General features: G+C 72.5%; 17 protein-coding genes. 9 read left to right on the top strand and 8 right to left on the bottom strand.

What is annotated here, in order from left to right; all coding sequences use genetic code 11:
• Positions 1 to 26 precede the first annotated feature (26 nt).
• Positions 27 to 296, bottom strand: a complete 270-nt coding sequence (locus BJQ94_RS14605) for a hypothetical protein (RefSeq protein WP_265401227.1) — start codon at positions 294 to 296, stop codon at positions 27 to 29.
• A 411-nt stretch (positions 297 to 707) separates the two neighbouring features.
• Here BJQ94_RS14605 and BJQ94_RS14600 point away from each other — a divergent pair, with 411 nt between their 5' ends.
• Positions 708 to 980: a DUF2277 domain-containing protein gene (locus BJQ94_RS14600; protein WP_265401226.1), complete on the top strand. Its 273-nt coding sequence runs from the start codon at positions 708 to 710 to the stop codon at positions 978 to 980.
• A 56-nt stretch (positions 981 to 1036) separates the two neighbouring features.
• Here the strand turns inward: BJQ94_RS14600 and BJQ94_RS14595 are convergent, their stop codons facing one another.
• The 3 genes from BJQ94_RS14595 to BJQ94_RS14585 form a co-directional block, all read right to left on the bottom strand.
• Positions 1037 to 1978: a trypsin-like peptidase domain-containing protein gene (locus tag BJQ94_RS14595; RefSeq protein WP_265401225.1), complete on the bottom strand. Its 942-nt coding sequence runs from the start codon at positions 1976 to 1978 to the stop codon at positions 1037 to 1039.
• A 231-nt stretch (positions 1979 to 2209) separates the two neighbouring features.
• The gene (locus tag BJQ94_RS14590; RefSeq protein WP_265401224.1) at positions 2210 to 3097 is read right to left on the bottom strand and encodes a transposase; all 888 of its coding nucleotides are present in this window, start codon (positions 3095 to 3097) and stop codon (positions 2210 to 2212) included.
• Positions 3098 to 3155: 58 nt separating this feature from the next.
• Positions 3156 to 3686: a hypothetical protein gene (locus BJQ94_RS14585; protein ID WP_265401223.1), complete on the bottom strand. Its 531-nt coding sequence runs from the start codon at positions 3684 to 3686 to the stop codon at positions 3156 to 3158.
• Between the two features lie 177 nt (positions 3687 to 3863).
• Here BJQ94_RS14585 and BJQ94_RS14580 point away from each other — a divergent pair, with 177 nt between their 5' ends.
• The 3 genes from BJQ94_RS14580 (at position 3864) to BJQ94_RS14570 (ending at position 6024) form a co-directional block, all read left to right on the top strand.
• On the top strand, positions 3864 to 5063 hold the full coding sequence (locus BJQ94_RS14580) for a histidine kinase (protein WP_265401222.1): 1200 nt from the start codon (positions 3864 to 3866) through the stop codon (positions 5061 to 5063).
• Positions 5060 to 5719 (top strand): response regulator transcription factor, encoded by a 660-nt coding sequence (locus BJQ94_RS14575; RefSeq protein WP_265401221.1) that lies wholly within the window; start codon positions 5060 to 5062, stop codon positions 5717 to 5719. The genes BJQ94_RS14580 and BJQ94_RS14575 overlap by 4 nt, the downstream gene beginning before the upstream one ends.
• Positions 5720 to 5787: 68 nt before the next feature.
• On the top strand, positions 5788 to 6024 hold the full coding sequence (locus BJQ94_RS14570; protein ID WP_265401220.1) for a hypothetical protein: 237 nt from the start codon (positions 5788 to 5790) through the stop codon (positions 6022 to 6024).
• A gap of 2 nt (positions 6025 to 6026) precedes the next feature.
• On the opposite strand, the gene BJQ94_RS14565 is transcribed toward BJQ94_RS14570, so the two are convergent.
• Positions 6027 to 6224 (bottom strand): hypothetical protein, encoded by a 198-nt coding sequence (locus BJQ94_RS14565; protein WP_265401219.1) that lies wholly within the window; start codon positions 6222 to 6224, stop codon positions 6027 to 6029.
• 125 nt (positions 6225 to 6349) lie between these two features.
• Complete coding sequence (locus BJQ94_RS14560; protein ID WP_265401218.1) at positions 6350 to 7309, bottom strand: zinc-binding alcohol dehydrogenase family protein; 960 nt, start codon at positions 7307 to 7309, stop codon at positions 6350 to 6352.
• An 89-nt stretch (positions 7310 to 7398) separates the two neighbouring features.
• Here BJQ94_RS14560 and BJQ94_RS14555 point away from each other — a divergent pair, with 89 nt between their 5' ends.
• Positions 7399 to 7851, top strand: coding sequence for a MarR family transcriptional regulator (locus BJQ94_RS14555; RefSeq protein WP_265401217.1), 453 nt, complete (start codon positions 7399 to 7401; stop codon positions 7849 to 7851).
• Here BJQ94_RS14555 and BJQ94_RS14550 read toward each other — a convergent pair.
• The gene (locus tag BJQ94_RS14550; protein WP_265401216.1) at positions 7840 to 8160 is read right to left on the bottom strand and encodes a hypothetical protein; all 321 of its coding nucleotides are present in this window, start codon (positions 8158 to 8160) and stop codon (positions 7840 to 7842) included. The two genes, BJQ94_RS14555 and BJQ94_RS14550, sit on opposite strands and share 12 nt — an antisense overlap.
• Positions 8161 to 8287: 127 nt before the next feature.
• Between BJQ94_RS14550 and BJQ94_RS14545 the strand changes: the two genes are divergently transcribed.
• Entirely contained in the window at positions 8288 to 8455 is a 168-nt protein-coding gene (locus tag BJQ94_RS14545; protein ID WP_265401215.1) for a hypothetical protein, read from the top strand.
• A gap of 13 nt (positions 8456 to 8468) precedes the next feature.
• Here the strand turns inward: BJQ94_RS14545 and BJQ94_RS14540 are convergent, their stop codons facing one another.
• Entirely contained in the window at positions 8469 to 9902 is a 1434-nt protein-coding gene (locus BJQ94_RS14540; protein WP_265401214.1) for a PLP-dependent aminotransferase family protein, read from the bottom strand.
• A 118-nt stretch (positions 9903 to 10020) separates the two neighbouring features.
• Between BJQ94_RS14540 and BJQ94_RS14535 the strand changes: the two genes are divergently transcribed.
• From BJQ94_RS14535 to BJQ94_RS14525, 3 genes are all read left to right on the top strand, one after another.
• A complete protein-coding gene (locus BJQ94_RS14535; protein WP_265401357.1) occupies positions 10021 to 10872 on the top strand; it encodes a DMT family transporter in 852 nt (283 codons plus the stop codon).
• A gap of 296 nt (positions 10873 to 11168) precedes the next feature.
• Positions 11169 to 15092, top strand: coding sequence for a Pls/PosA family non-ribosomal peptide synthetase (locus BJQ94_RS14530; RefSeq protein ID WP_265401356.1), 3924 nt, complete (start codon positions 11169 to 11171; stop codon positions 15090 to 15092).
• Between the two features lie 5 nt (positions 15093 to 15097).
• Positions 15098 to 16462 (top strand): M1 family metallopeptidase, encoded by a 1365-nt coding sequence (locus tag BJQ94_RS14525; RefSeq protein ID WP_265401213.1) that lies wholly within the window; start codon positions 15098 to 15100, stop codon positions 16460 to 16462.
• Positions 16463 to 16499 lie beyond the last annotated feature (37 nt).

Genomic DNA, 16499 nt, shown 5'->3' with positions numbered 1-16499 from the left:
GGGTGAGTGCTGCGCGGGTGAGTGCCTCACCGGAACTGGGTCAGCTTCAGGACCAGGTACTGGTCCCTCACCCGGTCCAGCTCCCGGCGGGCTTCGATCGACTCCGGCGCCAACATCGGCCGCGGCCGACGACGCGCCTTGGCGGGACGACGTCCCCAGTGGATGAGGGCGACACCGAGGTGCATGGCGGCGCGATCGAGTGCGCCCACCCGGCGCACGGGGTGCGTCTCGGGGAGGCGCTCGGGTTGGGGCGGGTGCTCGTGGCTGCCCTGAACGGGCGCCAGTTGGGTATTCATGGTGGTGATTCCTTTGGCAGGGTCGCGAAATCGGGGGCTCTGAGAGAGCCTCCGGGATCGCCGAATGAAGGGTGGCCGCTGGGGGCGGCTCAGGCGTGACGCGCAGGACTGCGCGTCACGAGCGGGGTGAGAGACCTGCGGCCGCGAGCGCACACGAGTGCGGATGCTGCCTGGTCGGGCTTCGAGAGCGTCACCACCGTCTGGACCGGTGGGTTACCTACTGGCCGATCAGGCGGTGAAGACGCCGACGAAGCCGGCGGTGGTACGGGATGCGAATGCATTCATGTAAGTGATCACGCTGGGCTCCTTTCGTCGTATGGCGTAGGCATCACCGTAATGCGCGACGCGCCCGGCGCGCAACACCCAATTTTGCCGGTACCGCGGATGCGCCCCGCTGAGTACCCTCGAAGTATGTGTCGGAACATCCATCAACTGCACAATTTCGAACCCGCCGCCACCGACGACGAGGTGCACGCGGCCGCCCTGCAGTTCGTGCGCAAGATCAGCGGCGCCACCAAGCCCTCGAAGGCCAATGAGGCCGCCTTCGAGCGCGCGGTGGAAGAGATCGCCCACATCTCGAGGCACCTGCTGGAGGACCTGGTCACGGCCGCTCCGCCCAAGAACCGCGAGCTCGAGGCGGAGAAGGCCAAGGCGCGCTCGGCGAAGCGGTTCGCCGCGGCCTGACCCGCGGGCACGCATCCGCCCCGGGACGCACTCGAACGAGACGCACCAGCCCGGGTCTAGGACTCGTCGAGCTCCCGCGGAACGGTGATCGCGTCCACGAGGGCGCCGTTGCGCCACACCGTGATCTCGATGGGCCGGTCGATCGCGTCCTCGACCATCAGCTGCTGAACGGCGGTGGCCGTCACGACGGGCTGGCCGGCCAGTTCCACCACGATGTCGCCGCGGTGCAGGCCCGCTTCCTCGGCCGGACTGCCCGGTGAGACGCCGGCCACCTGCAGCCCGGTGGGGGAGCCGATCCGTGCCGCCAGGGCGGGCGGAAGCGGTACCTGGGCGCCCGCGATCCCGAGCCAGGCCCGGCGCATGCGGCCTGTGGTCATCAAGGCCGTGATGATCGCCCTGGTGGTGTCGTTGATCGGCACCGCGAGGCCGACGCCGACGCCCGCCACCGCCGTGTTGACCCCGACCATGCGCCCGGAACTATCGGCGAGCACGCCGCCGCTGTTACCGGGGTTGAGCGCGGCGTCGGTCTGGATCACCTCGTCGATGACCCGGCCGGACCGGGTGGGCAGCGAGCGGCCGAGCGCCGACACGATGCCGGCGGTGACGCTGCCGGCCAACCCCAGCGGGTTGCCCAGGGCCACCACCACCTGGCCCACCCGCAGCCGGGCGGCATCGCCCAGCGGCACCGGCTGCGGCGTGGAGCCGCGCGCGTGCAGCACGGCGAGGTCGGACAGGGTGTCGCGGCCGACCACATCCACCCGGGTGGCGGTGCCGTCGGCGAACCCGATCTCGGCGCTTTCGGCGCCGGCGACGACGTGGGCGCTGGTGAGGAGGAAACCGTCCGCGGTGATGACGCTCGCGCTGCCCGCCCCCGCACCGCGGCGGCTCTGCACCGTGACGCTGGCCACACTCGGCAACACCCCGGTCGCCACGGCCATGATTGTTCTGGAGTAGGCGTCGAGGAGCCCGTCGTCATCCATCTCCGGCACATCGTTCATGGCACCAGAGCGTACGTCCGTCGGCGCCGCCGGTGGGCGCCGTTCGCTGCCAGCAGATGAGGCCAGCTGTCGCGGCACGCGTTGTGTCCGGCGGCACACTTTAGAACACGTGCCGCCGGGACGAACACGTGCCGCCGGGACAAACACGTGCCGCCGGGACAAACACGTGCCGCCGGGACGAACACGTGCCGCCGAGCGGCCGGTGCGCGACCTGACGCACCCACCGGATGATCATCGTGGCGTCGTGAGAGCGTCGGCGTCCCGTCTGGCCTCGCGGGCTTGCCGGCCTGTCTCTTCGACGTTCCGCTGTGCTCGCGTGCGGGCATCGGCCAGGGCGCCGTCCTCGTCGTGCACGGCAGCGAGCGCCTGCTCGGCCGTGCCCAGCTGGTCCCGCAGGTCCGCCACCTCCGCCTCGAGACTCGTGCGGCGCGGCCGCAACCGCTGAGCCCGGCGGTCGAGGGCCTCAAGCTCCGCCGTGGCGGCCTCCGCCTCGCGTTCCCGCACCTCGGCCTCCTGGGCGGCTTCCTTGCGGCGGCGCACGGCGGCGAGGTGCACGGGAGACGGCGGCTCGGCGGCGCCGGCGTGGCTCGGGGGCGCCGCTGCAGGGGCCGCGCCGGGCACGGCGACGGCGCCGTCCAGGTCGACGGGCTCGAAGCCGACGGCACGGAGGGCCCGCACCAGCAGGCCGCTGCTGACCGCGGCCGCGGCGGCGGGATCCGAGGTGCCGGCCTGCAGCGTCTGCTCCACCTCGCCGAGCACGGGTGCCGTGAGCGGATGCCCCCGGTCGGCGGCGAGGTCTCCGCCCGCCCTGGCGAGCGCGGCGACCGCGGCCCGGCGCTCCGTGCCGAGTTGCCCGAGCGCGGCCCGGTCGAACTGCTCCTGGGCCGTGCGCATCCGTTCGCCGAGGAGCAGGAGCGCCTCGAGCCCGCCGGTGCGTTCCCGCGCGACGAGGTTCACCGCCCACGCAGCGGGGGAGGGCTTGTGCAGCGCGGCGACCTGCGCCGCCAGCGCCGGGTCGGAGGGCTTCAGCTCCCGCGCCCTGGTGTTGCGGGCGGCCGTGAACTCGGCGGGGTCGAGTCCATAGAGATCCCGGGCGACGGCGGCGAGCGTGACGACCATGGCCCCATCCTTGTCGGCTGCGGCCGCGGATGCCAGCACGCGCCGCGGCATCCGCCGGTCAGGACAGCAGATGGCTGGCCTGTTCGCCGCTGAGCGCCAGCAGGGTGTACTGCTCCTCGATGAGCGGGGCGGCATGCCTGGTGCGGTGCGCCAGCACCCTCGAGTGCGACAGGAAGCCGGCCAGCCAGCCGGCCAGCCCGATCACGCCGAGCGGAATCGAGACGAGGAGAAGCCCGGCCTGGAGGGTGAAGACCGAGCCGGCCAGGAACGCGCAGCCGAGGATGCCCGCGGTGAGCGAGATCATCAGGGCGGCCCGGGTGCTGGAGCGTTCGAGCGCCGTGATCGTGGTCAGTGCTGCCTCGCTGCGGCTCTGCAGCTCGGTGACCAACACGCGGTTCTTGATGCCCCGGTCGCGCTTGAACGCCAGGGTCACCGTGGGGGTGCCGGGCAGGCTGGTTCCGGTGGACTCGAGGAGCCAGCCGAAGTTGCCGAAGCTGTCGCTGAACAGCGACTCCCGGCCGACGGGCACCCGGATCGTGCGGTACTCGTAGGCCACGAAGTGGCTGTCGCCGGGTGCGGTGTCGTTCATCTGGGGTACTGCCCTTTCGAGTCGTGTGGTCATCGGGAGCCGCCGTCGACGGGCGGTTTCGTCGATGTGAGGCCCATCCTCGCCGACCGGCGGGCGGGTGCCGTCGTGCAGCCGGACGGTGCCGGACTACTCCAGCGGCAGTACCCGGGCGCGCCCGGGGGCTGGGAGGATAAGCACGTGACCCGCCAGCCCCACCAGATCCGCGCCCCGCGCCTGCCGCGCGCGCCGCGGAGGCCCATGGGAGCACGGGGCGGCGCTGTTCTCCAGATCGTCACCACCGTCATCATGGGTCTGGCCATCCTCGTCGAGCTGGTCATGGTGGTGCAGGCGGGCTTCCCGCTCGGCGGAGTCGTCGCGGTCATCACCATGAGCGCCGGCGTCGGCCTCATCTACCGGTTTCCCTACCCGGCCCTGGCGCTCGTCGCCGCGGCCCCGCTCGTCGCCGCGATCCTGGGCTGGGCACCGATCTCGAACTGGTCGATCGCCTGCTTCGCCGCGTTCCTGCTCACTCTCCGGGGGCTGTCGGGGTTCCTGACCGGCGCCGTCATCGCCGCGGCGAACCTGGCGTCGGTCTGGATAGTGTCGGGCACGCTGAATCCAGCCGTCAACGCCGAGGCATCCGTGGCCGGGTTCGCGGCCGCCGCCACGGCCGCGGCGGGCAGCGCGGTGCGCGAATCCCGGCGGTACTGGCGCGAACTGGAACGCCGCACCGCCGACGCCATCGCCACCCGGGCGGCGGCCGTGGACCGCAGCGTCGCCGAGGAACGTCTGCGGATCGCCCGCGACCTGCACGACAGCATCGGCCATGAGATCGCGGTCGTGAACATGCACCTGGGCGCGGCCGAGGTGCATCTGCCGCCGGAGGCCCAGGCCAGCCGGGCCGATCTCGCCGCCGCGCAGCGTAGCGTTCAGGCCGTGCTGCGGGAAACCCAACAGATCCTGCGGATTCTGCGGGTCGGCAGCGAGGCCGACGACCTCGCCCCCACCCCCGAACACGGCCGGATTCCCGCGCTCATCGAGTCCTACCGGCAGGCCGGCCTCACGGTGGAGGCCACACTGGGAGACCTGTCGCTCCCGTTGCCACCACAGGTGAGCGCGGCCGCGTACCGGATCACCCAGGAAGCCCTGACCAACGCCCACAAGCACGGCACAGGGACGGTGTCGGTGCGGCTGGGGACCACGGACCCCGGAGCGCTGATCATTGAGGTGGTCAACATGCGACGCCCCGGCGCGACCGGTTCCGCCCTCGGCGGCGGGCACGGGCTCGTGGGCATGCAGGAGCGCGCCGCTTCCATCGGCGGCCGGGTGGATGTGCAGAGTGACGAGAGCTTGTTTTGGATGACGGCGACCCTGCCGTCGAATGGAGGGAACGCATGATCCGGGTGATGATCGTCGACGATCAGGAGATGATCAGGGCCGGGTTGCGCACCATGATCGACGCGCATCCGGAGCTTTCGGTGGTGGCGGAGGTCGGTGATGGTCTCGCGGCCATCGGGCTCCTCGATCCCGACGCGGTGGACGTGGTCCTGCTGGACATCCGCATGCCCGGCATCGACGGGGTCGAAACGACCCGCCGGATCCGCGCGGTGTACCCGTCGAGCGTCGTGCGCATCCTGATCCTGACCACCTTCGAGCAGGACGAATACGTGCTCACCGCGCTCCGGGCCGGAGCGGACGGCTTTCTCGGCAAGGGGGCCAGCCGCACAGAGCTGACCGAGGGGATCCTGGCGGTGGCCGGCGGTGATCATGCGTTGTCGTCTGCCGCGGTGAATGCACTGGTCGAGCATGTCTCCCTGCCCGTCGCGATGCCCAGCGACCCGGCTGCCGTGGCGCGTTTCGTGGAGCTCACCCAGCGGGAACGGGAGGTCGTGACGCTGATCGTCGAGGGCCTGGACAATGCCGACATCGCCGCACGCATCTTCGTGTCGCCGTTCACCGTGAAGACGCACGCCAACCGGGCCATGATGAAGTCGGGCACCCAGAACCGGGCCCAGCTGGTGTCCCTCGCCGTGCAGGCAGGCATCCACTCCTGATCGGGCCTCTGGGCGGCGCCGGGACCAGCGGTTTCGCTCGGCGGCCACCGCGACTAGCCTGTGTGCCAATGGCGGGTTCCGCGAAGTCGGTGGAGGAGGATCTGATGGCGACGGATGGTCGGGGCCGGGTGATCGTGCGGGACGGGTCGTGGGGATTCTTCTTCCTGCTGGCCTATGTCGGAGCGGCCATCTACTTCATCTCGGTCTCTGACGGCTCGTTCTGGGCCGTCATCCTGGGGCTGCTCCAGGCCATCGTGTGGCCGGCCTACGTCGTCTACAACGCGTTGCTGCTGATGGGGGCCTGAGGTCAGGCGGCTCGGCCGACCCCGGCAGGCTGCGCCGCCCAGAGCGCAATCGAGTCGCGCGAGTGCGCCGGGGCGCGATCGACGGTGACGGGCAGATCCGCCGGCCCGTGCGCCCCCTCCGGCACGGCGACGAGAGTCGCGGTCATGACGATGGGATGCAGCGACCGCTGGGCGGGACTGGTGCGAAGAATGGTGGTCATGATCGGTCCTCTCGACGGGCGGCGCCCGAACCCGGGATCGAGGTCGGTGATTCCATCGTTGTGGACCGGCCCGCGTGGGGCATCCTCCCCACGGATGAACCCGCCTACTGCGTGCGGCGTAGACGCTAGGGCACGAGAACGATGCGCTGGGCCGTGTGCGCGGCATCCGCCCAGGCCTGCTCGACGTCGGCGAGCGGCACCGTGCGCGCGTCGATGTCGAAGCTCCCGCCGGCCAGCGCCTCGACGAGGGCGGGCAGCTCGGTGAGAATGCCCCGGTTGCTGACCGAGCCCTGGCCGCTGCCGATGATCTGCAGGGGAACGGAGCGCAGCGCGGCCGAGGGGATCGACGCGTCGGCGCCGGCGACGGAGCCGATCTCGATCCAGGTCAGCGGCCGGCCGTGATCGGCACGCCGGGTGACCATGGCGGTCATGGCGGCGGCGGTGGGCGGCCCCCACAGGTAATCGATCACGACGTCCACGTCGGCGGCGGCCCGGCCGATCCGCTCGGCGACGGCCTCGGCGTCTCCCTCCAGCGACACGGTCCGGGTTGCGCCCAGGGCGGGTAGGCCGGCCAGCCTGCCCGCGTCGCGCCCGGCCGCGATGATCTGGTCGGCGCCGAACCGCTTCGTGATCTGCACGGCCATCTGGCCGGCACTGCCCGTGGCTCCGAGCACCAGCACGCTCGCGCCGACCGGGAACTGCATTCGCCGGCGCAGGGCGAGCCAGGACGACATGGCCGGATTCATCGCCGCGGCGACCGCGATGGGGTCGCTGCCGTCGGGCAGGACGATGCTGCGACGGATGTCGATGACGGTCTGCTCGGCCATCGAGCCCAGGGTGGTGTCGGGAAGCACGAAGTAACGCAGCACGCCGTCGGGGCCGCGGCCCACGCCGTCGATGCCGGGCACCAGCGGCAGTTCGGCCGTGCTCGTGTAGTGCGACCCGTCGGCCTGGGACCGAACCCGGGGGTGCAGGCCGGCGGCGAGCACATCCACCACCATGCCGGTGCCGCCGACGGCATCCGGGGTGGGCACCTCCTGGTAGCGGGGTGCGGTGTCGAAGGAACTGACGACGGCGGCTTTCATGGGAATCTCCTGATGCGGTTGACGTGATTGGTTGGTAACACGAACTAAATGTAGTTGGTACTACGAACCGAGTCAACTAGGCTTCGAGCATGCAGACACCGCGGCAGACCGGGCAGGCCGACCCCACCGAGCAGGACGGGCTCGTCGATGCGCTCGTGCAGGCGGCCTTCACGACGATGGCCGTGCTCAACCGGGTGGCCGCCGAGAACGACCTCTCACTCACCCAACTACGGGTGCTCGCCATCCTGCGCGACCGTCGGCTGCGGATGGCCGGGCTCGCGGACTATCTCGGTCTGGAAAAATCCACCATGACCGGTCTCGTCGACAGGGCCGAAAAGCGGGGCCTGCTCGAACGGGCCGCCAGTCCGCAGGACGGCCGGGCCGTGGACGTGTTCCTCAGCGCGGACGGTGCGGAGTTGACCGAGCGACTCTACGGCGAGGTGCTGCGGTCGCTGGCGCCGATGACGGATGCGCTCGGCGCCGTCGACCAGCGGCGGCTACGCCTGCTGCTCGAGCGGATGCTCGGGACGTCAGCCGCGTGACTGCAGGAAGACCATGACGAGGGTGCCCGCCCCGTAGAGCAGCATCTTGCCGCGGTAGCCGGCCCACCAGGCGCGGGGCGCCGGCTGCTCGGCATCAGTGGCGTCCGCATCCGCGCCGTCGGGCGCATCGGCGGAGCGCTGGTCGGTGGGCGCAGAGCTGGAGGCGGCGTTGGACGCGTTGTCGGGCCGACCGGACGGAGCGGCCGGGAGCGGACGGCTGCCGAGGCGCTCGAATGGACGCGCGATGAACGCCGGGATCATGATGTGATCGAACTCGTCGCGCGGTTCGTCGTTCTTCTTGTTTCTCATCCGGATTTTCTCCCCTGCATCGATTGTAGGGAATTCCGGCATCGCCGTCGGCACGCTGAGACGTTTCTGCCGGTGCCGGACACTTGAAGGTATGGGGACTGATGGTGTGGGGCGGACGGGTGGGCCGGTGAAGGCTGAGACCGTGCTGTCGATGTTCGTGGTGTTTCTGCTCGTTCTGGGCGCGGTGGTGCTGGGAGTCGTCGGTTACAGTTCGGCGGCTCCCGGCCCGGCTCTGCTGGGCGTGGGGGGATCGACGGCGGGGATGCCCCTGCGGCCAGGTCCGGTGGGCCACTGAGGTCCGGCGGTCCTCAGGGCAACAGGCGCGCGATGGTCGCCACTGCATCCTCGAAGATCTCGGGGCGCGCCCGCGAGTAGTTCAGCCTCAGGAATGAGCCGGTCGGTTCGGCGGGGAACCAGTCGTCGCCGGGGGAGAACAGCACCCCGGCCGCCCGGCTGCGGCGGGCGAGGTCGGGCATGTCGACACCGTCAGCCGTGCGCACCCACAGGTTGAGGCCGCCCCGGGGAACCAGCTCGAGGGCATCCGCCCCCAACTGGCCGCGCACCTGCCGCGCCAGCTCGTCGCGGCGGTCGCGCAGCGAACCACGCAACCGGGTGAGGTGGCTGCGCCAACCCGGATCGGTGAGCACGTCGACCGCGGCGGCCTGCAGGATGCCGCTGACGTAGAGGTCATCCACGGTGCGGTCGGCCTGGATGCGGGCCAGGGCCGGGCCGCGCGCCACGACGGCGCCCACCCGGATGGCCGGGGAGAGGCTCTTGGTGAGCGAGCGCACGTAGACGACGTGGCCGTTGGCGTCGTCGGCGGCGAGCGGCACCACCTCGGCGTCGATGCCGAAGTCATGCGCCCAGTCGTCCTCGACGAGATAGACGCCGCGCGCACGGACGACGGCCAGGATCGCGGCGCGCTCGGCGCTGCTCCAGAGCGCGCCGGTGGGATTGGCGAAGTGCGGTTGGGCATAAAACAGTCGGGCCCCGCTGGCACCGAGGGCATCGTCGAGGTCGGCGGCGGCGGGCGCAGCGGCCCCGCGCGCGATCGGCACCACCCGCAGCCCGGCCTGGCGGGCCGCCGCCATGGCGCCCCAGTAGGTGGGGGACTCCATCACGACGGCGTCACCCGGCGCGGCCAGTGCCCGGAAGATCGAAGACAACGCGCTCTGGCCGCCCGGCGTGATGACCACGTCGTCGGCCGTGGGCGGGGCGACGGCGGAGGCCCCGGCCGGCGCCAGTTCCGCCGCGAACCAGGTGAGCAGCTCGGGCAACCCCGCCAACGGAGCCCGTTCGACCGCGGTGCTCGTGCGGGCCGCCCGCACCAGTGCCGCGCGCACGAGCCGGGTGGGCAGGAGTTCCTCGGCCGGGTAGCCGGAGTGCAGCGAGATGACCCCGGGGCCGGCGCTGGCCAGGGCGGCGCCGATCGAGTCGGCGCCGGTGCGGGCCGTGCCCAGCGCCGTGGTCTGCCAGCCGAAGTCGGCCCGGTGCACCCCGTGCCGGCGGGCCACGAAGCTGCCGGTGCCCGGCCGGGTCTCGACGAGCCCCTCGAGTACCAGCCGCTGCAGCGCGCGTTGCACGGTGAGCGGGCTGGCCGCGTGTTCGAGCACGAGGGTGCGGGTGGACGGCAGTCGTTCGCCGGCCGGCCGGGTCGCGGCCAAGTGCCGGAGTCGACGCTCGATGGCGAGGTGGGCAGATTCGCCGTCCATCCCACTCTGCTGGGTGCTATCCTCTTTCATGAAACTAGAGAATAGCGCTATCGTGACCGGCCCGCCAGTGGTATCGGGGTCGGCGACGGCCGCCGGGAGCTCACCCGTCCGCTCCGCCGCCGCACCGCACGGGTCCGCCGCCGCCGGGCTGGTCTTCGGCTTCCTCGGCGTGCTCGCGTTCTCGTTCACTCTGCCGCTCACCCGGGTGGCCGTGAGCCAGCTCGACCCGCTGTTCGTCGGCGCCGGCCGGGCCGTCGTGGCCGGCCTGTTGGCCGCCCTCGTGCTAGCCGGGCTGCGGCAGCGTTTTCCGCGCGGCCGCCAGTGGCTGCGCCTGGCCGTCGTGGCCGCCGGGGTCATCGCCGGCTTCCCGATCCTCACGTCTTACGCGCTGCAGAGCGTGCCGGCCGCGCACGGCGCCGTGGTGATCGGGTTGCTGCCCGCCGCCACGGCCGTGGTCGCGGTGCTCCGCGCCCGGGAGCGGCCATCCGCGCGGTTCTGGCTGGCCAGCGGCCTCGGGGTGGCGGCCGTGATCGGCTTCGTGGCGCTCACCGCCGGCGGGCTGAGCAGCCTGCACCCGGCCGACCTCCTCTTGGTGGGCGCCGTGGTGCTCGCGGCCGTCGGATACGGCGAGGGCGCGCTGCTCTCGCGCGAACTCGGCTCCTGGCAGACCATCTGCTGGGCGCTGCTCGTGGCGCTGCCGGTGATGCTGCCGCTGATGCTGGTGGGTCTCGGGTCCGGCTGGCCCCGGGCGGATGCGCCGGCCTGGCTGGCCTTCGCCTACCTGGCCGGGGTGAGCATGTTCCTGGGCTTCTTCGCCTGGTACCGGGGTCTGGCCATCGGGCCGATCGCCCGGATCAGCCAGATCCAGCTCGTGCAGCCGGTGCTCACCATCGTCTGGGCGACGCTGCTCCTCGGCGAAAGGCTCGACCTGATCGTGCTCGTCGGCGCGTTCGCGGTGATCCTCTGCGCGGCGACCGCCGTGCGCGCTCGCATCCGCTGACCCGCACCGCCACCCCGCCCGGAGGACGAATTGCAGGAGTTATGCACATCAATGGGCGAGGCGGGCGGTGGCGGAGGAGAATGTGCTCGTGTGACGTGCGTTCACCTACCGGCTACCTGATCGTTCTAGGCTGGCGCCGTCGCGGACCCTCGCGATCCCGGACAGGAGCGTGCGTGACCCCGATCCACCCCGAGCCCCGCTCGCGCTCCGTTGAGACCACTGCCGAGACCGTCACGGTGCCGCCGGCCATCCCGGCCAGAGCCAGCCGCGCGACGCCCGCGCACGAGCAGGGCGTTCTGGATGCCGGCCACCTGGCCCACCCGGAGCGCACCCTGGTGGACATCCTGCTCGCCACCGCCGAGGAACACCCCACCGCGCTCGCCCTCGAAGACGCGGCCGGCGCGCTGAGCTACCGGCGGCTGGTGCGACTCGTCAACGACCAGGCCGTGCAGCTGAGCCGGGCGGGCGTGCGGCGCGGCGACACCGTCGGCATCCGCATCGCCTCCGGCACCCGGGAGCTCTACCTGTCGATCCTCGCCACCCTCACCGTCGGCGCCGCCTATGTGCCCGTCGACGCCGACGACCCGGAGGAGCGTGCCCGGCTGGTCTTCGGCGAGGCCAGGGTCGTGGGCGTGATCGGTGCAGGCGGCCGGTTCGCGGTGCGCGAGGGTCTCGACGCCGGGGTACTCACCGACCGGCCGCTCGCCGCGGAGGAGGACCCGTCCCTGGCGCACTGGGGCGAGCCGATGCCCAGCCCGGACGACGACGCCTGGATCATCTTCACCTCCGGCTCCACCGGCGTGCCCAAGGGCGTCGCCGTCACGCACCGCTCGGCGGCGGCGTTCGTCGACGCCGAGGCCGGCCTGTTCCTCGCCAACGAACCGATCGGCCCGGGCGACCGGGTGCTCGCCGGCCTGTCGGTGGCATTCGATGCGTCCTGCGAGGAGATGTGGCTGGCCTGGCGGAACGGCGCCTGCCTGGTGCCCGCGCCCCGCTCGCTCGTGCGCAGCGGTGCCGACCTGGGCCCGTGGCTGATCGCGCACGGGATCACCGTGGTCTCCACAGTGCCCACCCTCGCCGGGCTCTGGCCGGAGGAGGCCCTGGAGAACGTGCGCCTGGTGATCTTCGGCGGCGAGGCCTGCCCACCCGAGCTGGCCGCCCGCATCAGCGCCCGCGGCCGCGAGGTGTGGAACACCTACGGACCCACCGAGGCCACGGTGGTGGCCTGCGGCGCCCTGCTCGACGGCAGTGACCCGGTGCGCATCGGCCTGCCGCTGGACGGCTGGAGCCTGGCCGTCGTCGACGCGGCCGGCCAGCGGGTGCAGGCCGGCGAGACCGGCGAGCTCATCATCGGCGGCGTGGGTCTGGCCCGCTACCTCGACGCGGGCCAGGATGCCGTGAAGTACGCCCCGCACGCCGGGCTCGGCTGGGAGCGCGCCTACCGCAGCGGCGACCTCGTGCGCTTCGAGCCCGCCGGCCTGGTGTTCGTGGGCCGCGCCGACGACCAGATCAAGCTCGGCGGCCGGCGCATCGAGCTCGGTGAGATCGACGCCGCCCTGCAGGCGCTGCCCGGCGTGGCCGGCGCCGCCGCCGTGGTGCAGACCACCCCGGCCGGCAACCAGGTGCTGGTGGGCTATCTCGCGCCTGCCGACGCCGACCTGGCGCCCGGCGATGCGGCCGGCACCGCTGCCGCCGGCTTCGATCTCGCCGCCGCCACCGAGGCCCTGCGCGTGGCCCTGCCCGCCGCCCTCGTGCCGCTGCTCGTCATCGTCGAGACCATCCCCACCCGCACCTCCGGCAAGGTCGACCGCGCCGCCCTGCCCTGGCCGCTGCCCAGCCTGACCGGCGACACGGCAGGGGCGGATGCGCTCAGCGGCACGGCCGCCTGGCTCGCCGAGCACTGGGCCGCGATCCTCGGGCTGCCCGTCGTCGACGCCGACAGCGACTTCTTCGCCTATGGCGGTGGCTCGCTCTCCGCCGCCCAGTTCGTCTCCGCCATCCGGGAGCGCTACCCGGACACCCGGGTGAGCGACATTTACGACCACCCCCGGATCGGGGCGCTCGCCGCCGAACTCGACGGCCGCACCCCGCCCGCGGCCCGGCGCATCCGCACCGTGCTGCCCACCCCCGCTCGCAGCGGGCTGCTGCAGAGCCTCCTCGGTGTGCCGCTGCACCTGCTCGTCGGTGCCCGCTGGCTGGTGTACCTGGCCGCGGCGAACAATGTGCTCGCCGCCGCCGGCGCATCCTTCGCCCCCACCCTGTCGTGGTGGGTGGTGCTGGCCGGCTTCGTGCTGTTCGTCACGCCGTTGGGCAAGATGGGCCTCTCGGTGGCCGCTGCGCGACTGCTGCTGCGGGGCGTGCAGCCGGGTGAGTACCCGCGCGGCGGCTCGGTGCACCTGCGGTTGTGGCTGGCCGAGCAGGTCGCCCACTTCGTGGACGCCGCCAGCCTCGCCGGGGCACCGTGGATCAGCTACTACGCCCGCCTGCTCGGCGCCCGCATCGAACCGGGCGTCGACCTGCACTCGGTGCCGCCGGTCACCGGGATGCTCAGCATCGGCGAGCGCGCCGCGATCGAACCCGAGGTGGACCTGGCCGGCTACTGGCTCGACGGCGACACCCTGCGCATCGGCCGGGTGCGCATCGGCGCCGAGGCCCTGATCGGCTCCCGCAGCACCCTGCTCGGCGGTGCCAAGGTCGGCGAGGGCGCCGAGATCGAACCGGGCTCGGCCGTCTCCGGCCGGGTGCCGCGCGGCGAACGCTGGGCCGGTTCCCCCGCCGCCAGGGTCGGCTCCGCCCGCCGGAGCTGGCCCGCCGAGCGCCCGCCCGCCGCCCGCCGCTGGCTGCTCGCCTACGGCGCCGGCTCGGTGTCACTCACCGCCATCCCGGCCGCCGCCGTGCTCATCGTCGGCCTGGCCGTGGGCGACGCCGGCACCCTCGGCTCCGCTCTCGGCCGTGCCGCCTGGGCCGTGCCCGCTGCGGTTGTCGCCGCCGGCCTGTTCTACGCCGGCGCGGTCATCGGCGCCGTGCGCCTGCTGGGCCTGGGCCTCACCGACGGCCACCACCCGGTGCGCAGCCGGGTGGGCTGGCAGGTCTGGATGACCGAACGCCTGCTCGACGGCGCCCGCACCCTGCTCTTCCCGCTCTACGCCAGCCTGCTCACGCCGGTCTGGCTGCGGCTGCTCGGCGCCAGGGTCGGCCCGGGCGTCGAAGCCTCCACGGTGCTGCTGGTGCCGTCGCTCACCACCATCGCGCCCGGCGCGTTCCTCGCCGACGACACCATGGTGGCCTGCTACGAACTCGGCGGCGGTTGGATGCGCATCGGCCGCGCCAAGATCGGCCGGCGGGCGTTCCTGGGCAACAGCGGCATCGCCGGCCCCGGCCGCACCGTGCCGCGGGACGGGCTCGTGGCCGTGCTCTCGTCCACCCCGCGCAAGGCCAAACGCGGTTCCTCCTGGCTGGGCAACCCGCCGGCGCGCCTGCGCCGCCGGTCCACCGACATCGACGAGGCCCGCACCTTCCATCCGCCGGCGCGGCTGCGCCTGGCCCGGTCGCTCTGGGAGGTTCTGCGCCTGGTGCCGGTGTTCGTCTCGGCCTGGATCGCCCTCGGCGTGCTCGCCGCCCTCGATGCCCTCTGGCTGTGGGCGGGTCCAGGCGTGGCCCTGCTGCTGGCCGGGTTCGTGCTGCTCGGCGCCGGCGTGGTGGCCGCCGCGGTGACCACCGCGGCCAAGTGGCTGCTGGTGGGGCGCATCCGGGCCACCGAGCATCCGCTCTGGTCGTCGTTCATCTGGCGCAATGAGGTATCCGACACCTTCGTGGAGATGGTGGCCAGGCCCTGGTTCGCGCAGAACGCGTCCGGCACCCCGGCGCTCGCCGTGTGGCTGCGGTCGCTCGGCGCCACGATCGGGCGCGGCGTGTGGTGCGAGTCGTACTGGCTGCCCGAGGCCGACCTGGTCACCCTCGCCGCCGGCAGCAGCGTCAATCGGGGCTGCGTCGTGCAGACGCACCTGTTCCACGACCGGATCATGCAGCTGGACACCGTGCACATCGGCGCCGGCGGCACTCTGGGACCCAACAGCGTGATCCTGCCGGCGGCCCGCATCGATGCCAACGCCACCGTGGGACCGGGGTCGCTGGTGATGCGCGGCGAGCGGGTACCGACTGATTCGCTGTGGTCGGGCAACCCGATTTCGCCCTGGCACCGGCCGCCGTGGAAGACTTGACCCCTATGTTGCTACCCACGCCCGCCGTTTACGGGTCCACGTCCGCGGGCGACCCGTATCTGCCGGCGAGCGGCAACGGCGGCTACGCCGTCGACCACTACGACCTGGTCCTGGACTACCGGGTTGCGACCAACCGGCTCAGCGCCGTCGCCACGATCACCGCCCACGCCCTCACGAGGCTGGACCGATTCAGCCTGGACCTGGCTGGGCTCAGCGTCGACAAGGTCACCGTGGCCGGCGCCGCCCCCGTCAAGGTGGTGCACACGGCCCGCAAGCTTGTGCTCACGCCGGCCGTGCCGCTGGCTGCGGGGGAGTCCTTCGAGGTCGTGGTGCGCTACCGCGGCGCGCCGCACCCGGTGCGCAGCCACTGGGGCGAGCTGGGCTGGGAAGAACTCGCCGACGGCGTTCTCGTCGCCGGCCAGCCCAGCGGCGCTCCGTCGTGGTTCCCCTGCAACGACCACCCGAGCGACAAGGCCACGTTCCGCATCCAGCTCACCTGCGAGGCCCCGTATACGGTGGTGAGCAACGGGCCGCTCGTGGCCAAGAGCACCCGCTCCGGGCGCACGACCTGGACCTTCGACGTGCGCGAGCCGATGGCCCCGTACCTGGCCAGTGTGCAGATCGGCCGCTACCGCAGGCACGACATCGCCGCGGCGCCGGTGGCGCACACTCTGTTCTTCCCGCCGTCGTTGGCCCGGCAGTCGGCCGTGGACTTCGCCCGGCTGGGCGAGATGATCGACGTGTTCAGCGCCGCCTTCGGCCCCTACCCGTTCCCGGCCTACGCGGTCGTGGTCACCGACGATGTGCTGGAGATACCGCTCGAGGCGCACGGCCTGGGGGTGTTCGGCCGCAACCACGTGGACGGCCTGCACGGCAGCGACAGGTTGATCGCGCACGAACTCGCCCATCAGTGGTTCGGCAACAGCCTCACCCTCACCCGCTGGGCCGACATCTGGCTGCACGAGGGCTTCGCCTGTTACGCGGAGTGGATCTGGGCCGAGGCCAGCGGCGGCCTCACGGCGCACCAGAGCGCCGTGCAGCACCGCGCCGAGGTGGATCGGCTGCCCAAGAACCTCATCGTGAGCGACCCCGGCCCGCACGACATGTTCGACGACAGGGTGTACAAGCGCGGCGCGCTCGCACTGCACGCCGTGCGCCAGGCCATCGGCGACGAGGCCTTCTTCACCGCCCTGCGGGCGTACACCCGCACGCACCGGCACGGCAGCGTCACCACGGAGGACCTGCTCGGCTGCTTCGATGTGGCCTCTGGCACCCGGGTGGCCGACAAGATCGTGGCCCGCTGGGTGTCGAGCAAGAGCCTGCCGCAGCTGCGGCCCGCCGTCCCGGCGCCGCTGGAGCCCACCGCCTAGCGTCACCGCCGGACCCCCCCCGTCGAGTTGCCGCTAA

Source organism: Cryobacterium sp. SO2, assembly GCF_026151165.2.
Lineage (GTDB): Bacteria > Actinomycetota > Actinomycetes > Actinomycetales > Microbacteriaceae > Cryobacterium.
Note: the sequence above shows the minus strand (reverse complement) of the source record. Positions and strands in the feature narration are given on the sequence as shown.

Coding starts and splice junctions, on each gene's coding strand:
- BJQ94_RS14550 (WP_265401216.1), bottom strand. CDS start 8,160: ATGAGAAACAAGAAGAACGACGAACCGCGCGACGAGTTCGATCACATC.
- BJQ94_RS14560 (WP_265401218.1), bottom strand. CDS start 7,309: ATGAAAGCCGCCGTCGTCAGTTCCTTCGACACCGCACCCCGCTACCAG.
- BJQ94_RS14585 (WP_265401223.1), bottom strand. CDS start 3,686: ATGAACGACACCGCACCCGGCGACAGCCACTTCGTGGCCTACGAGTAC.
- BJQ94_RS14605 (WP_265401227.1), bottom strand. CDS start 296: ATGAATACCCAACTGGCGCCCGTTCAGGGCAGCCACGAGCACCCGCCC.
- BJQ94_RS14555 (WP_265401217.1), top strand. CDS start 7,399: ATGCAGACACCGCGGCAGACCGGGCAGGCCGACCCCACCGAGCAGGAC.
- BJQ94_RS14600 (WP_265401226.1), top strand. CDS start 708: ATGTGTCGGAACATCCATCAACTGCACAATTTCGAACCCGCCGCCACC.
- BJQ94_RS14525 (WP_265401213.1), top strand. CDS start 15,098: ATGTTGCTACCCACGCCCGCCGTTTACGGGTCCACGTCCGCGGGCGAC.
- BJQ94_RS14575 (WP_265401221.1), top strand. CDS start 5,060: ATGATCCGGGTGATGATCGTCGACGATCAGGAGATGATCAGGGCCGGG.
- BJQ94_RS14570 (WP_265401220.1), top strand. CDS start 5,788: ATGGCGGGTTCCGCGAAGTCGGTGGAGGAGGATCTGATGGCGACGGAT.
- BJQ94_RS14595 (WP_265401225.1), bottom strand. CDS start 1,978: ATGAACGATGTGCCGGAGATGGATGACGACGGGCTCCTCGACGCCTAC.
- BJQ94_RS14540 (WP_265401214.1), bottom strand. CDS start 9,902: ATGAAAGAGGATAGCACCCAGCAGAGTGGGATGGACGGCGAATCTGCC.
- BJQ94_RS14590 (WP_265401224.1), bottom strand. CDS start 3,097: ATGGTCGTCACGCTCGCCGCCGTCGCCCGGGATCTCTATGGACTCGAC.
- BJQ94_RS14565 (WP_265401219.1), bottom strand. CDS start 6,224: ATGACCACCATTCTTCGCACCAGTCCCGCCCAGCGGTCGCTGCATCCC.